The sequence below is a fragment of the Alteromonas sp. 07-89-2 genome, assembly GCF_013113925.1.
In the GTDB taxonomy this organism is placed as follows: domain Bacteria; phylum Pseudomonadota; class Gammaproteobacteria; order Enterobacterales; family Alteromonadaceae; genus Alteromonas; species Alteromonas macleodii.
Window position 1 is genome coordinate 38240 of record NZ_VTYM01000003.1, and the last position, 18191, is coordinate 56430.

Genomic DNA, 18191 nt, shown 5'->3' on the forward strand with positions numbered 1-18191 from the left:
ATCTAATATTACTCAACAGATGAGCCCGATAACAATGCGCGCACTTCATCTAACATGGTTTCAGCTTCTGCATATAAATTAGCTTGCTCGATGATAGCCTGTGCGCCAGCGCCTTTCACTTGTTCACTACGCACATCCAGTACTATTGGAATGGCCATGGGCGACGGCTTTTCAAGATTCACTAATGTCGCTGAATCTACATAGCGAATAAGTAAATTAGCGAGTCGCCGTAAATCAAGTAGCTCACGCTCTGCATCGGCCCGTGCTACTTTAAGTAAGATATGGTCGCGGTCGTGTTCACGCAACGTATCGTAAATAAGATCCGTAGAGAAGGTGACCTGCTTCATGGTTTTTTGGCTGGCGTGATAGCGCTGTTCAGTGAGCCCACTCACCACCGCCACTTGCCTGAACGAGCGCTTAAGCATAGGTGCCTGTAACATCCAGTCTTCTAACTCGTCCCCTAAAATATCTGGCTGGAATAGCTGCTGCAGCTGTCCCTGCGTGATGGCGTTTACTGAAGCCACCGATAATCCGTAATCGGTCACGCTGAAGCTTAAAGGCTTAATGCCCATTTTTTCCATTCGTCGAGTTAACAACATACCCAAGGTTTGGTTCGCTTTGCGTCCGTCGAAGGTGTAGTACAAGGTATAGTGCGCCTGTCTAAACGGAAATTGTTCTACAAGCACGTTGTCAGGACTAGGCAATTGAGAAAACGCCTGTTGAAGTTTAAGCCACTCTTGTACCTGTGCAGGCAGTGCTCTCCACGATTTCTGAGAAGCCAAAATTGCCCTTACACCTTCCGCTAGATAGGTAGAAAGGGGCATTTGGCCACCTGCGTAGCTTGGTATTTTCGGCTCTTTCGCTTTTGCAGGCTTAGCGTGTAGTTGCATGTCGCGAATAGCCTCAAAACGCAATACCTCTCCTGCAAAGTAGAAGGTATCTCCGGGCGTTAACTGCTGGGCAAAATACTCTTCTACTTCACCAATAATCTTGCCTTGGTTTCCTCTTCGAATACGCTTTACTTTAAGCCGACCCGCTTCAACGATGGTGCCGATATTTTGTCTGTGCCGTTGAATAACCCGCCGATTCGCTGGCGAGTAAGTGCCATCGTCGTTTTGTGTCAGGCGTTGATATCTTTCATATGCATTGAGCGCACTGCCGCCGTCTTGGGTAAATTGCCACAGTTTTGCGAAATCTTCTCTATCGAGCCCTTGGTATGGCGTGGCGGTAAGTATCTCTTGATACAAGGTATCTGGGCTATCAGCCCTACTACACAAGCAGTTCAATATAAATTGCGGGACAATATCCAGCGCCCCTGGCTGTGGGCTCTCTCCGTCTAGCTCGCCTTTTTCAATAGCGGTGATCGCCGCCTGGCATTCCAGCGCCTCAAAGCGGTTTGCCGGTACGAGCAACGCTTCACTTGGCTCGTCGAGCCTGTGGTTTGCCCGCCCAATACGCTGTAGTAATCGGCTCACGCCTTTTGGTGCGCCAACTTGAATAACCTTATCCACGTCCCCCCAGTCAATACCTAACTCCAAGGCCGACGTACATACAATTGCCCTCAGCATGCCGCTTGCCATCATGGCTTCGGTCTTACGACGCTGCTCTTTGCTCAAGCTGCCGTGATAAAGGGCAATAGGTAGCGCAGCCTTGTTTGCCTCCCACAACATTTGAAACAACAGCTCTGACTGAGCTCGCGTATTCACAAAAACCAGCGTGGTTTTGGCGTTTTCAATGGCCTGGTAAATATCATCGATGGCGTAGCGAGCCATAAAGCCGCCAAAAGGCATGCGCGCTTTAGAGTGCAGCATTTCCACCTTAGGTTTTTCACCCGCTTTCACTTTTACAATATTAGCTACACCGTCACTGCCAGCCAGCCACGCACCTAGCGTTTCGGGAAAAGCGACGGTGGCTGATAAGCCAATACGCTTACAATGCGGTGATAGAACGCTTAACCGCGCGAGGGCGAGTGAAAGAAAGTCACCGCGCTTGTTGGCCATTAAACTGTGCGTTTCGTCGATGATCACGCGTTTAAGCTTGCCAAAAAGCTTATCGGCATCGGCGTAGCTCAACATCAGCATGAGCGATTCTGGTGTGGTAAGCAGGATGTTTGGCGGCTTTTTACGTTGACGCTGGCGCTTGTGTGAGGGCGTATCGCCTGTGCGTGTTTCTGCCGTTATCGGCAGCGCCATCTCTTCAATGGGCTGTAATAAATTACGATGAATATCTTGCGTGAGTGCTTTCAGCGGCGATATGTAAAGGGTATGTAGGCCGTTGAACCCACCCTTTTCTTTTCCTTTTGTTGCCTGTTTGTTTATTGCCTTTGTTTCGGCTTGTTCGCTGGTTCCGGTCTTCTTGGAAAGCTCCCTGTTTTCCGACATCTCAGCAAGCTCGATTAGGCTAGGCAAAAAGCCAGACAGGGTTTTGCCAGCGCCGGTTGGCGCAATCAATAATGTACAGTCATGCTGGTCTTTCTCCACCAGCATGGTGTGTTGATAATCGCGTAGTTGCCAGCCTTTTTGTTCAAACCAATGGGCAAAGACTGAAGGAAGTGGAGTCATTGATGGTTCTTGTTAATACTTTTAGCACTTATACGGCAAAACCTTGGTTAGGTTTACTTGTCACGCCTTACGATAGATGCACAATGTAATCATCTTCAGCGCGTTTAATGTTTAGATACATTTTTCACTTCGACCTTATACATTTTCTTAGCGTAAACTTCAGCGCAGAGTTTTTGACCTTCTTATGCTTCACGAATTAGCGATTTTCTTACAAGGACCGTACATGCGAATTCATTCAATAGACGCCGTTAGAGGTTTAGCCATTCTTGGCATCTTATTCATGAACATTACGTTTCACCAAAACGGTTACGCTAACTATGCATTTTTTGAAGAGCCGTTATTATCAGACACGGTTATTTCACTTTTTAACACGCTGTTTTTGGATGGACGATTTCGTTCTCTGTTCTGCTTGTTGTTTGGTGCAGGCGTGGCGATTCAATATGAGGTCTGTGAAAAGCGTGGACGTAATTTTCTAGATTTCTCACAAGCTAGACTTAAATGGCTGTTCGTATTCGGGCTAGTGCATGGCGTATTTGTTTTCAGCGGCGACATCTTGCTGTATTACAGCTTGTGCGCATTCTTTATTTTAAAACACTTCACGCTTTCTCAAGACGAACTTAAGAAGAAGAGTGTTAATTATCTTATTGTGGGTAGCGCGATCATGTTAATCGGTGGGCTCGCTATGGCTTTTGTTTATGACATGGGGGCAGAAATACCAACGCGCCCCAGTGAAACATTTAACGAAGAAGCGGCATTGTGGCAAAGCGGCTATTTAACGCAGCTTGGTATACAGGCGTCGTTTATGCTGTCTACTGTTATTATCGCGCCATTCACTATGCTGTGGCAGTCTATGGGACTTATGATGTTTGGAGCTTACTTGTATCGAGCAGGCTTTTTCAGCCGCGGCTTCTCATCATTAGCATTTAAAAAGTTAGTAGTAGTTGCCATCGCCACGTCCATCATTACTGCACTTCCGCAATTTTTATTCGAACAGGTAACATTAGATGTGATTCCCATGTTCACTAGCATTCCAGCCATTTTCTGTGCTTTGGTATACGCTCACCTATTGATAAACATAAGACATACTGCGGCGTGGTGGTATCAGTCGCTTATAAACTGCGGCAAAGTTGCGTTCACGCTCTACCTTGCCCAATCAATAGCACTCGCTGTGCTATTTCGCATCGTCATGCCCGCTTATTTTCCAAACTATATTTACAGCGTAACGTTACTTGATTTGCTTCTGGTCACCATTGCCTTCACCGCAGTACAAGTTATTTTGGCGAACGCTATTACTAAGCACTTCAACCAAGGTCCCTTTGAAGCCCTATGGCGAAAAATGTATTTGCGCAGTTTTCATAAAAAGCAAAAATTGAAACAGGACGAAATAGAGCAGCTCACCTAACGCCATATCGCTTGTATCTTGAAAATTGTGTCTATACTGAACGGTAAACGTAACCTAAATAAGTAGGCCTGCTAAGCTTTACTCAATGTTAAAGGTTAGTAGGCCCAATGGCTTTTCCTTAGCCATTGAGGTAAATAGGCATGATACAAAATCGACGTCGAGTAGGGCTATTTTCAATAGTAGCGGTGATGACAATTAGGCACATTTTCTGCCAACAAGCTTTTGGAAGTGTGTTGGACAGTGCGCAAACATCACAGCTCTCCCCTAGCAGTTATGAAGTTAAGATAGTCGAAAGTAGTGAGCTCGACTATGCCTCTCATGACTATTACTCTGCATTGCTTAAATTAGCGCTCAGCAAAACAGAAGACCCTATTAAACCAACATATCTCGTAGAGAGTAGCGGCAATTTGGTTCAAGAACGTGTTCTGCGCCAACTAAACCAAGAAGGGGGAATTGACGTGTTTTGGACAGTGACGTCAAAACTGCGTGAACAGCAAGCCATTCCGGTGCGGGTTCCTCTATTGAACGGAATCATGGGCTATCGCGTTTCTTTGATCCGCCAAAGTACTCTACGTGAGTTTGACAATATTCGTAGCGCGCCTGACCTAAAGCGGTTTGTAGCAGGTCAAGGTCACGACTGGCCCGATTTTCAGATTCTAGAGCACAACGGATTTACTACGTTAGGAACCAGTAATTACGACATTATCATTGAGCTTTTAAAGGCTGGTAGAATTGATTATTTCCCACGTGCGGCTCATGAGGCGGTGGTAGAGGCGAAATCGCTAAACGACCCAGACATTATCATAGAGCCTTCAGTTTTATTGTATTATCCGTCTTACATGTTTTTCTTCGTTTCACAATCGAAACCTGAATTAGCGCAGCGCATAGAACAGGGATTAAATATGGCTCGACAAGACGGAAGCTTCGCCGCGTTATTTGAAAAGTACATTAGTTTTAAAGATATTGAAAAAGCGCTGAAGCTTTCAGAGAGGACCATACTCAAACTTGATAATCCGCATCTCTCCGAAGCGACGCTAGAGGCAACGCCGGAAGATTCAATATCGATACTCCTCCAATAGAAAAACATCACTGCTCAAATCCGCGAGTTATCACTTTAAACCGTCGCCCCTACATGGATGACGTACAAAAAAGGGCCTGTAAAAATGAGGCCCTCGTCCACGTAAATAGCGTATTAGAATCTGAACGTACCTAACAAGGTGGCCGAGCCCAGCTGGCTTTCGTCGGTATCATATCCTAGACCGAACTCAACAGATGCATGCGGGTTAAACCAGTAATGAGTCCCTAACTCAATAACATTATCCGAGCCAATAACGTCGTTACTCTCGTGAATGTACGACACGCCTACACTCCAGTCGGGGCGAAAGTAATAATCTGAATCTAGTTCAATGGAAAATTCACCATCAAACTGGGTGCCTTTCAACTTTGTATCCCAGCCCGGCGTAAATTTTCCGGCGCGGCTTCCAAAACTATTATAGCGAGCAAATACGCTGTAGCTGAATTCTGATTCAGAGCGTTCGCCTCTTGCATATGGTTCTGCTGATGCAAGATATTTTTCAGTTAAGTCAAAGTATTCAATGCCAGCACCGTATTCCCAATTATCATTGGCAAACGTTGACAGTTCTATACCGAATCGATTAGACGTATCTTCAAAATAAAGACCATCGTTGGTCAAGCGACCATAACGCCCTCTTATGACTAACGCATCAGAATAAAACCATTCGCCTCTCACATTAAAATTGTCAACGTCATCAACGCCAAAATAGTCAACTGATACATTACTGGTTCGCTGGAGGTAGGGGCTTATTGACCAAGGCTGCTCATCAATACTTACAGACTCAAAGTAATAGCGATATGCTGCACCGATAAAAACGTCATCGCCATCGCGAACGTCTGAAAAGCCTATAGCAGCTTCGTGTTGTATATCGGTAGATTGAGCAAAAACAGGGAGGGTAGAAATAGCAAGTAAGCAAGCGCAATAACGCATCATAAAGCAACGTCCTTATTAGAGAAGTGTCCAAAAAGCTGTCTTTTTAGTCGGGTAGTGAATGTAATTAAGAAACTTATAAAGTGCAATTAAAGAAGCCGTACCGACACATTTTGTGACAATCGAAACCGTTTATTGTTCAGCAGTCATTTGAAACATATTGTGTTTTCAACATCGAATGGTCGATTTTATGCATTCACTACGTAGTAAGAGCATGATTTATTTCGTGGAAATTATGTGTAGTGCATCCATCAACATGGCTTAAAGCTGACGACATTGGCCTGTATTGCGAGCCGGGTGAATTCTATATTGACCCGATGAATGAAGTGGCCACAGCACTTGTCACTCACGGACACGCTGATCATGCGCGCGCAGGCCACCACAGTGTCTATGCCAGTGCAGAAACACTGGCCATTATGAAAACCCGCTATGGCGATGATATGGCCTCACAACAGCACGCTGTTACGCTGGGTGAGTCAGTAACATTTAACGATGTTAAGGTAACCTTTTTCCCCGCTGGGCATATTTTGGGCTCCACCCAGATTCTTATTGAATATGCAGGCTACCGCGTTGTGGTTTCTGGCGACTATAAACGCCGCCACGATCCTACCTGTCCGCCGTTTGAAGTTGTCCCTTGCGATGTTTTAATTACCGAGGCCACCTTCGGCCTCCCTGTATTTAAGCACCCGCCAATAGAGCACGAAATAGAAAAGCTCCTTCACTCGTTACGGGTCTTTCCCGAACGCTGTCACCTTGTCGGTGCGTATGCCCTAGGGAAATGCCAGAGGGTTATTTTAGCGCTACGTGAAGCGGGGTACGAAAAGCCCATCTACTTACATGGCGCCCAATTAAAACTGTGTGATTTATATGAACAATTAGGAATACATTTGGGCCCATTAATTCCGGTATCAGAGGTTGAGGATAAGAAGACGCTGGCAGGCGAGATTGTAATTGCGCCTCCCTCAGCATTGGCCGATAGGTGGTCGAGAAGCTTACCCAATGTGCGCCCTGTTATGGCGTCTGGCTGGATGCAAATTCGCGCCCGCGCGAAGCAAAGAAATGCCGAATTACCGCTTATTATTTCCGATCACTGCGACTGGCCAGAATTGTTGCAAACCATTGAAGAAGTAAACCCCAAAGAAGTATGGGTGACCCACGGTAGAGAAGACGCGTTAATGTATCAAGCCGAAAGAATGGGGTTCAAAGCCAGAGCGTTATCGCTAGTCGGCTATGATGAAGAAGAGCAAGGAGGCGACTAATGGAGGAATTCAGTAACCTGCTTGAGCAGCTTTACTATACAGCGGGAACTAAAGCCAAAGCGCAACTCATTGCCGATTACATTGCCAACACACCTGATCCTGACCGTGGCTGGGCCATTGCTGCTATGGCAGGGACATTGCGTTTTGATTTTTTTAAACGCAACACAGTAAAAAAACTTATTACCGAGCACACCGACCCTGCTCTCTTTGCAATGAGCTACGATTATGTAGGCGAAGTCAGCGAAACCGTGGCGCATTTATGGCCTTACAGTGAGCCTGTAGACAAACTTCCCAGTCTTACTGAAGTAGTAGAAACCTTTGCATCTGTAAGTAAGCAAAAGGTGTCTAAGACGCTAGCCAACTATTTAACGATGATGACACCTGCGCAGCGCTGGGCTTTATTAAAGCTTGGTACGCGGGGGTTGCGCATAGGCGTGTCGGCTCGTTCCATTAAGCAAATACTGGCCGATTATGGCAATAAAGATATCAAAGAAATTGAGACGCTGTGGCATGCGGTTACACCACCTTATTCAGAGATGCTTGCTTGGTTAGAAGGCGACGCTGACAAACCTAATGTTGAAAATGCGGTTACCTTTCACCCCGTGATGCTTTCGCACCCTATCGAGGACAGCGATATTGATGCCTTTGAGGAAAACACGTGGCAAATTGAAAATAAGTACGACGGCATTCGAGTACAGCTCGCTGTTAAATCAGAAAGGTCTGTAGGTAATAAAGCCGCTAAAAAAAATACCTCTCAGTCTTCGGATGACGATACGCCAGATAAAGCGCTTTTCTCACGCACAGGAGATGACATTAGCCATTCTTTTCCAGACCTACTTGAAACGGTAAAAGGAAATATGGTGCTAGACGGTGAACTACTGGTTATTCATAACGTAAAGGAAGATGCTTATGACGCTATGGCTTCACAGCCGAATGTCGACACATTCAATGCACTGCAGCAACGCCTCAATAAGAAAAAGCCGAGCAAAGCACTGCAAGCATCTGCACCTGTCGGGCTTATTGTTTACGATGCCCTAGTGTTAGATGGCGAAGATTTAACTGAGAAAACATTGAAGGAACGTCGCCACGCTCTCAACGAATGGTTTAACCACAATAAGAGCGAGCGCTTGTTTTTATCGGAAACCCTTTCGGCAACCTCTCCTGAAAGCCTTCGTGAACTTCACGCCCACGTTTGTCAAAATCGCGCGGTGGAAGGGTTGATGATAAAGCGCTTAGATAGCAAGTACATCCCCGGCCGTCCCAAAGGGCAATGGTTCAAGTGGAAGCGCGACCCGCTGGTGGTTGATGCAGTAATGATGTACGCGCAGCGAGGGCACGGGAAACGATCGAGCTTCTATTCCGATTACACGTTCGGCGCATGGGAAGACGACCAGCTTCTGCCAATAGGAAAAGCATATTCTGGATTTACCGACGAAGAACTTAAGAAGCTAGACAACTGGGTACGGCGCAATGCAGTGGGACGCTTTGGCCCTGTGCGGGAGGTAAAGAAAGATCTGGTGTTAGAAGTGGCTTTCGACGCTGTACACCCATCCTCCAGACATAAGTCAGGTGTTGCATTGCGCTTTCCCCGTATTCACCGTATTCGCTGGGACAAGCCCGCAACTGAGGCTGACACACTAGCCAACGTTAAAGCTTTAATAGAAAGTTAAGTGCGTAAAAATACTTCCTAAGTGAGATAAAATCGCTGAAAATAATGTTTTACAGATGACCTCGGGCGGATTGCCTGAAGAACATAAAAATAGGAAATCGCCATGCCTAAGGCTAGTGAAATCAAAAAGAATAACACCGTGGTGTTTGACGGTAAGACCTGCATAGTTAGAGATATAGAGCGCTCTGTACCCCAAGGTCGTGCAGGTGGCAGCATTTATCGCATGCGCATGTATGACGTCGTCACAGGTGCTAAGTACGACGAAACATTTAAAGACTCAGACACATTAGATATGGCTGATTTAATTCGTCGTCCGGCAATGTTTTCTTATATTGATGGTGACGAATACATTTTCATGGATAAGGAAGACTACACGCCTTATCACTTGAACAAAGAAAGTATCGAGAATGAAGCACTGTTTATTAACGAAGACACCGACGGTATTCAGGTTGTTATCGTAAGTGAAGTGCCAGTTGCATTAGATTTGCCAATGAGCGTAGAGCTTGAAGTTGTTGAGACAGACCCATCTATTAAAGGTGCCTCAGCCACTTCTCGCACAAAACCAGCCACACTTTCAACCGGACTGGTTGTACAGGTGCCTGAATACATCAGCACTGGCGAATGGATTAAGGTTAATACTGAAGAGCGTAAGTTCCAAAGCAGAGCAGATAAGCACTAAGCAACCAATACATCAGCTGACGCCACCTTTGCCGGTGCGCAGCTATTGAAGAAAAAAGGGTTCATTTTGAACCCTTTTGTTTATCTTAAGATAATCGATACTTATTTAGCGATATTAGCCTGCGTTGGCAATGCGCTAAATGCACCATACTGCGTTACCGTGTAAGCACCACAGCGGATAGCAAATTCCGTAGCTTCGCTTACATTCTCGAAGTTCTCCGCCCATGCGTCGAAGTCATCAGCGCTTTTCACTTTTGTAGAGAGGAAATATAAGAAGCCACCAATAAAAGAGTCACCCGCTGCCGTCGTGTCTTTTACATCCATTTTAGGTGACGCTAACGTGCCGCTAAACGACTTAGTAATATAGTGAATAGGCTCACCACCATCGGTTACCAATACAACTTTAACGCCGCTATCAAGCCATTGCTGAACTTTTGTATCAGCATTTTCTTCGCCATATAGCTCTGCGAGTTCTTCTCGGCTAGCCTTTAAAACAGACACTTTCTTTGCAGCTTCATCTATACGTGACGGAGCATTCGCTGTGTCATCCCAAAACGCTGGGCGATAGTTAATATCCAAACACACCATCATGCCGTTTTCCTTCGCCTTGTTCAGAATAAACTCGGTACCAGGAATAAGTTCAGGGCCTGAAATAGAACCTGAGCAAAAATGAAGCACTGTATTTTTATCACAATCTATCGTCGACAAATCTTGCTCTGAAATGTGTTTATGCGCTGCATTATCAACATAAAAATCAAAAGAGCGTTCGCCGTCTGCATCCAAGTTTACAAATGCCAAAGCCGTATTACCTTCTTGTGTAGTCCACACGAAGTCAGTGTTTACTTTGTAGTGTTCTAGCATTTCTTTGAGAAACGCGCCAAAAGTATCGTCACCTACTTTCGAGACCATTGCACTCTCACCACCTAGCTGAGCTACAGCGACTGCCACATTAGCAGGTGCACCACCCGCGTAGGGCTGGAAAGGTTTCATTGCTGGTATGTTGCCATCTTTGGGCGCAGCGCCTTGGCTTAACATATCAATTAGCACTTCACCTAAACATAAAATCTTCATACCAGCCTCTCTTAACAGAATTTAGAAATTGCAGCTTACCTATGCACAGTTCGCGCAAGGTTAACGAATCGTTAATTAATTGGGGCATAGTATTGTCGAAAGAACCAATTAAATCAACCTAATTGATTTAACCTTTTGCGCAAAAATCAATGGGTGTGATAGGGTTGACGTAGTACTGTCGAATAAAGTTATGTCTGAACAAGTACCTACACCATTTCTTAAATTTGATACACGGCTAGGTTGTTATTACACTCTAGCTTCTTAAAACGATAGATTGTAAATACATTGAATACTGAATCGGCCTTTCACCTGCCATCACAAAAAGCACCTACATTGCTTGATAGCCGCTCAGCGAATGAACGGGATATCCTTACCCTAATTCGCCAACGTTCTTCATTGCCTAAAGCTGAAATAGCACAGTTAACGGGGCTGTCTGCACAATCAGCTACCGTGATCATTAAAAAACTAGAGGCTGACGGCCTAGTAAGGCGACTAAAGCCAATCAAAGGCGGAGTAGGCCAGCCCAAGGTGCCGTTTGGTCTCAATGAAAACGGCGCGTTTGGCATAGGGCTGAAAGTAGGTCGACGAAGCTTTGATATGACGTTACTCGACTTAAAAGGCAATGTAAGAGCAACACTTCACGAGAAGTTCGCCTACCCGACCGTAAGCAATCTGCTTACCTTTGCAAAACGTGCTTTCAATGTACTCATTAAAAACTTGGATACAGACCAACAGCGCCTAATCCGAGGTTTAGGCGTTGCTATGCCCTTCGAAATTTGGAGTTGGGCAGAAGAAGCTGGCGCCCCTAAAAATGAATTGGAAGAGTGGAGAGAGTTTAATCCACAAGCGGCGTTGGAAGATTTATTATCACTGCCTGTTTTTATAAAAAATGATGCTGGAGCAGCGTGCAGCGCAGAGATGTCGTTCGGTAATTCCCAAAACTACAATAGTTTTCTTTACATCTTTGTTGGCACATTCTTAGGCGGTGGCCTGGTACTCAATAACCAGTTAGTTAATGGAAAAACAGGCAACGCCGGGGCCATTGGCTCTTTACCCTTTTACAATGGCAGTACACAAAGCCAACTAATAACCCAGTCTTCACTTTATTTGCTGGAAAGAAAGCTAAACGACGCTGGGCACAACGGTCAGCATATTTATGAATCGCCATCCCACTGGTCTTGTGACACGCGCTCAATAGAAGACTGGTTGAGTGAAACCGCCAGAGGATTGGCCTTTGCGACTCAATGTGCAATGAGCTTGTTAGACCTAGACGGCGTAATCATAGATGGCGCAATTCCTGATGATGTCAAAAACGCATTGGTCGCGCATACGCAAAGCGCGATGGAGACGCTTGATATGCGTGGTCTTGCTCAGGTACACATAAGCGAAGGTCTTGTAGGCAGAAAAGCGCAATCCATTGGAAGTGCAAACCTAGCCCTTCAGGCAAATTATTACTAATCATCTAATATCTCAAAAGGTTTGGCTTTGGGCAGCATGAAAGAAGGAATGCATGACATTTTAATTTTAGATGGCGGCATGGGGCGAGAGCTGAAAAAGACAGGTGCGCCCTTTAAGCAGCCAGAGTGGTCAGCACTGGCACTAATGCAAACACCTGAATTAGTAAGTGAAGTGCACAAACGTTTTCTTGAAGCCGGTGCCTGCGTTATTACCACTAACGCCTATGCGCTTGTACCTTTTCATATTGGGGAAAATACATTTAGGGAGCAGGCTTTTACTCTAGCCCAGAATGCGGCCGAACTCGCTCGAGGCGCAGTAAACGCACTAAATAGCGATGGTGACAAGAGGCGATTTGTCGCGGGTAGCGTTCCTCCGGCTTTTGGTTCTTACCGCCCAGATTTGTTTGACGCGAGTCGTGTAGGCGACATTCTCACACCGCTTATTAAAGCGCAGGAGCCCTATGTTGATGTTTGGTTGATTGAAACTGCAAGCTCGGTAGAAGAAGCTGAAGCCGTGGTATCATTTATAAAACAGCACTCTTCACTGCCTATATGGCTGTCATTCTCCGTTAGTAATCGAGAAACATCTAACGAGCCTGTGACATTGCGCTCTGGTGAGCCGCTAAGTGAGATAGCGCCAGTATTGAGCGAAGTACAAAGCGTACTTTTCAATTGCTCGCAGCCGGAAGAGATGGAAGGCGCTATTTCAATAACGCGAAGTTTAAATACTTCGATTAATATTGGCGCTTATGCAAATAGCTTTTCTGAGAGAAAACGTACGCATGCGGCCAACGCACTACTTTCAGAAATACGTGACGATATAACCCCCGCTCGCTATGTTGAATACGTTAAGACTTGGGTGGCTGCTGGCGCAACCATCATCGGGGGCTGCTGTGGTATCGGCCCTGAACATATACAAGCTATTAGCCAAGTATATCCACACCAACTAAGTGATAAACTATTTTAGTACTTAAGGTGAACCTTGATCGACGGGTCGCTTTCGGTTTTATCTTACGAAGTCTTGTGTTTCATAATACGCTATTTGATGGCTACTGCATGTATAGAACATGGCTCTTATTTGCATTTTACTGGGTACATCGATATTACTCTTGTTGTGGTCTAAGTGTGGACATGCCTTTGCCCATACCAACGCATCAAAAGACGGCGCATTGTTAATGCTATGGATGTAAAGCGACTGACCGTTGAGCACGACCTGAGACCAATGTTTGCTGCCAGATTCGTCTTTTTTCTCTAGTCTTTGCTTGAACAATTGCTTCTTAAAAAACAGATTTTGGTCAATTAACCATTCTGTTCCTTCTCGTTCAAAATGCCCCTTAAATAACGTTGCCGATACACCCAGCGACTCACCGTTAATTAGCAAATTGAGGTCGAATACTTCCGGTACAATACTGAGCAGCGGCGCCTCTTTGTGTGTGTTCAAAGAGTTAGTTGTCAAGTAAGCTATTAATGCTGGCTGGTGCGTACTTTCTACTTCATAGATAAGCTGGTAATCATGAGGAAAGTGGTAAAGAGGCATATGGCTCGCGTAGAGTTTTACGCCATCCGTAAAAAGCGCCATACCGTGAACCCCCATGCGTCCATTCGACCGTTCGTGGTGAGGGTGAGTACTTTCGTTTTCGCTTCCATACACCTTCGACTTACTATTACTCACATCACTGGTAGCAGAAAGTTGCGTCGACATCAGGATAAATAATATGGATAGCAGTTGGGGAGATTTCATTTTAGGCATTCAATAAGCACTTCGGTGACTTCTATATTCCCACCTTTACCATTTGCTTTTAAGCTACAATAAATACATAAACACTTCCAAAATGGAACTAAAAAACAAATGGACATTGAAGACTTACGAAAATTTATCATTGTCGCTCGCCACGAAAACTTACACATAGCTTCAAAGCAGCTCGCGGTTACGAGCGGTGCACTGTCAAAAATAATTAAGCGATTAGAAAGTAAACTTCAAACTCAGCTGTTTGACCGGGTGGGAAGAGGCATATTGTTAAATGTGCAGGGTAGAAAGTTTCTTGGATATGCTTCCCAACTTGTGCATGAAACTGACCAAGCAATAAGTGAATTTAAAGGTGATTCGCAGCGCTCTACTATCACAATAGCGGGCCCTTCTTTGTTGCTCCAGCACTATTTGCCCGCCTTGGCTGACCAACTCAGTGCGCCTCATTTTCAATTTAAAGTAAACGCTTGCTGGGAGGGACAAGCCCTAGAAGACACTATTAAGGGAAACTGTGATTTAGGTATTGTTACGCCGTTAGCGGCCCGTGATAGCGAGGATAGTGCTTCTTTGCGAAGTATTCCATTGGGGAGCTCGAGTTATGTAGTGGCAGCGTCAGGAAACCACCCACTGTTTAATTCAAATTCAATAAGCCAAATAGACTGTAAAACACTACATAATTTCGCATTTGCGTGTCCTCACGTGTCGCCATTTTGTGGTGTAAAACGGGGAATAGGCTCAGATGGTTGGAGAGATGACTCTGTACCGCGCGAAATTAAATACCGATGCAATGACTTCGGCACGATGATGGCTATTGTCGAACACGGCCTTGCTTTGGCTTACGTGCCAGATTTTATAGCAACTAAACACAAGCTGAGTGTTGTTGATGTCATGGATTATCCTCACCACTATGAAGAGTCATTCGAGCTTGTCTACAAACCGAGTTTTGCGTTTGGCTGGCTTAATCGATTTGTAGACTCACTAACAACAGCTACAACAAGTTAGTGCTCAGGAAATCTAGCATTCCTTGATACAGTTCCTGTCTATCGCCCTCATCATAAACACCGTGGCCTGCTTGCGAATATTGTAGGTAAACTGGCGGGTTATTCTCTTTTGCTAGCTTATCGGCTAGCGCTTCTGCATTTATTTCAGGTACACGACGGTCTTTTGAACCATGGATAAGCATTACTTTTGCCTTGATCTTGTCAGCGTGAGTAATAGGAGAAAACGCCGCTAGTTGCGCTTTATCTGTACCAATTACTTCTTGCAAATAGGCTTTGCCTCCCCAGCTTGTAGGAATGTCACTTTCAGAATAAACATACTGCAGATCGTAGATCCCTACATAGCCAATAGTGCATCGATACAAATCTGGGTCTCTGACTGCAGCCATAAGCGCAGCATACCCGCCGTAACTTGCACCATAGGCACATACTCGCTCTCCATCAACATAGCCCTGTTCAATGGCCCATTTTACCGAATCGTTGATGTCTTTGATCATTGTGCCGCCCCACTCTTGATAACCCAGTCGTTCAAAGCGCTTACCATAGCCGTCACTTCCTCTGAAGTTGACACGCAGAACAGCAAAGCCTCGGTTTGCCAAAAGCTGAGTCTCAGAATCGTAACGCCAAAAATCACGCGTGCCTGATTGATGTGGCCCGCCGTGAATAACAACAACTAAAGGAGGTTTCTTGTCGCTCTTTTTAGATGCTGGAAGCGTGATGTAACCATTCACTGTTTCGCCGTCATCTGTAGGTATTGCCACAGGCTGCATGCTTAAAAGCAATCGAGGATCTATCCAAGAGCTGTTTGCCCAAATAAACCGAGCACTCAATGTGTCGCTATCAAATAAGTAGTACTCTCCGGGGTTTACATCACTGGATACGCGTACCAACAGTGTTTTCCAGTCTTTTGTATGACTTGCAATGGTTGCAGTTTGACCTTTGAACGCTTCAGCTAGCATCTTGTGAACTTTACTCACTTTTGTTTCGGTCTGCGCATACACATAGCTAGATCTACTTGGGTAAGTGATACCTACAGCGGGCATGCCATTGCGGTCCAGAACTACGTATTCGATGTCGGTGGCATGGTCAGAAAACACCCGTTTATATTCCCCCGACTGTAGATGAAGTGAAAACAATGTTGAAATACCTTCATCACCGAAGCGGCCGGATAGGTAAACAAATTCACCGTCTTCGCTTTGCCCTAAGGGCAACAGACCACTTGCGTTCTCAAATGCTTCCTCAAGTGGGATCCACTCACCGTCGTTATTGCTTCTATAGGCAGAGTGTTGAACATTGTTATCATCTCGCCATGTCATAAACTTCACATCGCCAAATTTATTGGCAAGTGCACTGCTTGAACCATAGGGAAGTACTTCTAGTTTACGTTTCTTGCCCGAGTAAACATTGAGGCGACTAATTAACGCCGGCTTTTCCCGACGGTCGTAATAAAATTTGCCATCTTTTGTCCAAGGGTACTCCACGATTAAAATATGATCGTCGTCATTGTCCAGGAAACTAATGATTTCTTGGCTTGCCTTTGAATCATCTTTGGATGAAATACGGCTCCCCGTTTTCTGGTCGCCGGCGCGATACCCGTATATCAATTCTCGTTGCGACCCATCAATATTCATAGCGTATAGCTCGCCAGTAGGGATTGGGCTGTCGAGATAAGTTTGCTTTTCTGCATACTCAAACACTACGCGTTCGTCATTTACCCAGTTGACCGTATGTATAATGTCGTTGTTCTGCGGTCTAATTCCTCCAACAATAGACATATCCTCTGTTTTTAACAGAACGAGAAAAACCCTGCCGTCTACCTGGACTCGCGCAGCAATATGTTTACCGGATGGAGACAAAGCTAGGTCTAGGTAGTCACCGTGCTTGATAAAATATTCAAGAGGCAACTCTTGTGAAGAAAATGCGCTAGAGCTTGTTAGCAGCATTAATACTGAGAGAAGAAATCCTTTCATACTTGTCCTTTATTTTTCTGATTTTTTTAAGTTTGTTGATCAATATTACGCCAACAAACTTTTGTTTCAATCAAGAAGTTGAAAAACGCTATCCATTATTTCGTAACAACATTTTTAGCCCCTTTGATCAGTGCTTCTCTGTCAATTTTATTCGGGATTTCCACTCCTCGTCGTGCGGCTGGCCTCGCTTCAATACTGTTTTTCCAACGGATTAAGTTGTCCAACCCTTCTATGCTTACACCAGACCATTCATAGGTACGTACCCAACACCAGTTCGCCATGTCAGCAATACTGTAGTCGTCAACCAAATACTCTCGATTTTCTAGCCTCCCATCAAGCACAGTAAATAGGCGGCGTACTTCGTTCTGATAACGTGCTATCGCCACCGGAATTTTTTCTTCTAAGTAGCGGTGGAACACATTAGCTTGGCCCATCATTGGGCCTATGCCTCCCATCTGAAACATGACCCACTGTAAAACCTGGCTTTTTCGCTTTGCGTCGGTGGGTAAAAACATACCGCTTTTTTCTGCGAGATAAATCATGATAGCGCCAGACTCAAACACGATGTGACCGTCGGCTTCTCTATCCACAATTACCGGAATACGGCCATTGGGGTTCATCGCCAAAAATTCAGGAGTTTTCTGCTCTCCCTTCGTCAGGTTTACGGCATGGGCGGTGTATTCAAGCCCCATTTCTTCAAGCGCTACCGACGCTTTCCAACCGTTCGGTGTGGCTGCGGTGTATAAATCTATCATTAGGCTTTTGCACTCTCTCTGTTACTTACCGCCTCATACCAGCGCGCCAGATTGACATGCTCGTCAGTCATACGAATTTTTACCACACGGGCGAAATCCATAGCGCATAACGCGGTTATATCAGCAATAGAAAAGGTGTCACCAGCAATAAACTCTTTAACACCAAGTCGACGCTCTAAAATGTTCAAATATTTCGACGCATTAATACCCGCTTCCTTACCAAATTCAGGAACTGGTGTCATACGATCTTTAAAGTAGCCTGTAGTATGTTGAAAACACATACCAATTTGCATCATAAACGCGAACTCTACTTGTCGTTGCCACATAGAAATAGTCGCTTTTTCAACGGGCGTTGTTCCCATTAGCGGTGGCTCTGGCTGCAGTGCTTCAAAATACGTACAAATGGCATCGGTTTCGGCAATACAGGTGCCGTCATCAAGCTCTAAAATAGGTATCTTTCCCAGCGGGTTCTTCGCGCGCATTTCCGCAGTTAGATTTTCACCCTTTTGAATGTCGACCTGAACGTAGTCAACGTCAATGCCCTTCTCAGCCAAAAACATTCGTACTCGACGTGGGTTGGGCGCAGTCTTCGTTTCGTAGATTTTCATAATGATGATTA

General features: G+C 45.2%; 15 protein-coding genes. 8 read left to right on the top strand and 7 right to left on the bottom strand.

What is annotated here, in order from left to right:
• Positions 1-8 precede the first annotated feature (8 nt).
• Positions 9-2561, bottom strand: coding sequence for a ligase-associated DNA damage response DEXH box helicase (locus tag F0261_RS02965; RefSeq protein WP_171337183.1), 2553 nt, complete (start codon positions 2559-2561; stop codon positions 9-11).
• Positions 2562-2784: 223 nt separating this feature from the next.
• Between F0261_RS02965 and F0261_RS02970 the strand changes: the two genes are divergently transcribed.
• Together F0261_RS02970 and F0261_RS02975 are read left to right on the top strand one after the other, a co-directional pair.
• The gene (locus tag F0261_RS02970; protein ID WP_014980541.1) at positions 2785-3963 is read left to right on the top strand and encodes a DUF418 domain-containing protein; all 1179 of its coding nucleotides are present in this window, start codon (positions 2785-2787) and stop codon (positions 3961-3963) included.
• Positions 3964-4103: 140 nt separating this feature from the next.
• Positions 4104-5042, top strand: a complete 939-nt coding sequence (locus tag F0261_RS02975) for a transporter substrate-binding domain-containing protein (RefSeq protein WP_014980542.1) — start codon at positions 4104-4106, stop codon at positions 5040-5042.
• Between the two features lie 113 nt (positions 5043-5155).
• On the opposite strand, the gene F0261_RS02980 is transcribed toward F0261_RS02975, so the two are convergent.
• A complete protein-coding gene (locus tag F0261_RS02980; protein ID WP_014980543.1) occupies positions 5156-5971 on the bottom strand; it encodes a putative porin in 816 nt (271 codons plus the stop codon).
• 239 nt (positions 5972-6210) lie between these two features.
• Between F0261_RS02980 and F0261_RS02985 the strand changes: the two genes are divergently transcribed.
• From F0261_RS02985 to yeiP, 3 genes are all read left to right on the top strand, one after another.
• Positions 6211-7227, top strand: coding sequence for a ligase-associated DNA damage response exonuclease (locus F0261_RS02985; protein ID WP_014980544.1), 1017 nt, complete (start codon positions 6211-6213; stop codon positions 7225-7227).
• Complete coding sequence (locus F0261_RS02990) at positions 7227-8897, top strand: cisplatin damage response ATP-dependent DNA ligase (RefSeq protein WP_171337184.1); 1671 nt, start codon at positions 7227-7229, stop codon at positions 8895-8897. The genes F0261_RS02985 and F0261_RS02990 overlap by 1 nt, the downstream gene beginning before the upstream one ends.
• Positions 8898-8999: 102 nt before the next feature.
• Positions 9000-9575, top strand: coding sequence for an elongation factor P-like protein YeiP (yeiP, locus tag F0261_RS02995; RefSeq protein ID WP_014980546.1), 576 nt, complete (start codon positions 9000-9002; stop codon positions 9573-9575).
• Positions 9576-9676: 101 nt separating this feature from the next.
• Here the strand turns inward: yeiP and F0261_RS03000 are convergent, their stop codons facing one another.
• On the bottom strand, positions 9677-10645 hold the full coding sequence (locus F0261_RS03000; RefSeq protein ID WP_014951072.1) for a carbohydrate kinase: 969 nt from the start codon (positions 10643-10645) through the stop codon (positions 9677-9679).
• A 285-nt stretch (positions 10646-10930) separates the two neighbouring features.
• On the opposite strand from F0261_RS03000, the gene F0261_RS03005 reads away from it, so the two are divergent.
• Positions 10931-12103, top strand: coding sequence for an ROK family transcriptional regulator (locus tag F0261_RS03005; RefSeq protein ID WP_014951073.1), 1173 nt, complete (start codon positions 10931-10933; stop codon positions 12101-12103).
• 48 nt (positions 12104-12151) lie between these two features.
• Positions 12152-13069 carry a homocysteine S-methyltransferase family protein gene (locus F0261_RS03010; RefSeq protein WP_232306430.1) on the top strand — a complete coding sequence of 306 codons (918 nt, stop codon included), beginning with the start codon at positions 12152-12154 and terminating at the stop codon, positions 13067-13069.
• Positions 13070-13108: 39 nt separating this feature from the next.
• Here F0261_RS03010 and F0261_RS03015 read toward each other — a convergent pair whose 3' ends face one another.
• Positions 13109-13852 (bottom strand): hypothetical protein, encoded by a 744-nt coding sequence (locus F0261_RS03015; RefSeq protein WP_014980548.1) that lies wholly within the window; start codon positions 13850-13852, stop codon positions 13109-13111.
• A gap of 99 nt (positions 13853-13951) precedes the next feature.
• Between F0261_RS03015 and F0261_RS03020 the strand changes: the two genes are divergently transcribed.
• Positions 13952-14851, top strand: a complete 900-nt coding sequence (locus F0261_RS03020) for a LysR family transcriptional regulator (protein ID WP_014980549.1) — start codon at positions 13952-13954, stop codon at positions 14849-14851.
• Here the strand turns inward: F0261_RS03020 and F0261_RS03025 are convergent.
• The 3 genes from F0261_RS03025 to F0261_RS03035 form a co-directional block, all read right to left on the bottom strand.
• Complete coding sequence (locus F0261_RS03025) at positions 14838-16817, bottom strand: S9 family peptidase (protein ID WP_041449885.1); 1980 nt, start codon at positions 16815-16817, stop codon at positions 14838-14840. The genes F0261_RS03020 and F0261_RS03025 overlap by 14 nt on opposite strands.
• Before the next feature lie 95 nt (positions 16818-16912).
• On the bottom strand, positions 16913-17572 hold the full coding sequence (locus F0261_RS03030) for a glutathione S-transferase family protein (RefSeq protein WP_014980551.1): 660 nt from the start codon (positions 17570-17572) through the stop codon (positions 16913-16915).
• Positions 17572-18180, bottom strand: a complete 609-nt coding sequence (locus tag F0261_RS03035; protein ID WP_014951078.1) for a glutathione S-transferase family protein — start codon at positions 18178-18180, stop codon at positions 17572-17574. Before F0261_RS03035 ends, F0261_RS03030 begins: the two co-directional genes overlap by 1 nt.
• Positions 18181-18191: the final 11 nt, after the last annotated feature.

Bases quoted from the DNA above. Each gene is read 5' to 3' on its own strand.
- F0261_RS02965 (WP_171337183.1), bottom strand. From the start codon at position 2,561: ATGACTCCACTTCCTTCAGTCTTTGCCCATTGGTTTGAACAAAAAGGC.
- F0261_RS02970 (WP_014980541.1), top strand. From the start codon at position 2,785: ATGCGAATTCATTCAATAGACGCCGTTAGAGGTTTAGCCATTCTTGGC.
- F0261_RS02975 (WP_014980542.1), top strand. From the start codon at position 4,104: ATGATACAAAATCGACGTCGAGTAGGGCTATTTTCAATAGTAGCGGTG.
- F0261_RS02980 (WP_014980543.1), bottom strand. From the start codon at position 5,971: ATGATGCGTTATTGCGCTTGCTTACTTGCTATTTCTACCCTCCCTGTT.
- F0261_RS02990 (WP_171337184.1), top strand. From the start codon at position 7,227: ATGGAGGAATTCAGTAACCTGCTTGAGCAGCTTTACTATACAGCGGGA.
- yeiP (WP_014980546.1), top strand. From the start codon at position 9,000: ATGCCTAAGGCTAGTGAAATCAAAAAGAATAACACCGTGGTGTTTGAC.
- F0261_RS03000 (WP_014951072.1), bottom strand. From the start codon at position 10,645: ATGAAGATTTTATGTTTAGGTGAAGTGCTAATTGATATGTTAAGCCAA.
- F0261_RS03010 (WP_232306430.1), top strand. From the start codon at position 12,152: ATGCATGACATTTTAATTTTAGATGGCGGCATGGGGCGAGAGCTGAAA.
- F0261_RS03015 (WP_014980548.1), bottom strand. From the start codon at position 13,852: ATGCCTAAAATGAAATCTCCCCAACTGCTATCCATATTATTTATCCTG.
- F0261_RS03020 (WP_014980549.1), top strand. From the start codon at position 13,952: ATGGACATTGAAGACTTACGAAAATTTATCATTGTCGCTCGCCACGAA.
- F0261_RS03025 (WP_041449885.1), bottom strand. From the start codon at position 16,817: ATGAAAGGATTTCTTCTCTCAGTATTAATGCTGCTAACAAGCTCTAGC.
- F0261_RS03030 (WP_014980551.1), bottom strand. From the start codon at position 17,572: ATGATAGATTTATACACCGCAGCCACACCGAACGGTTGGAAAGCGTCG.
- F0261_RS03035 (WP_014951078.1), bottom strand. From the start codon at position 18,180: ATGAAAATCTACGAAACGAAGACTGCGCCCAACCCACGTCGAGTACGA.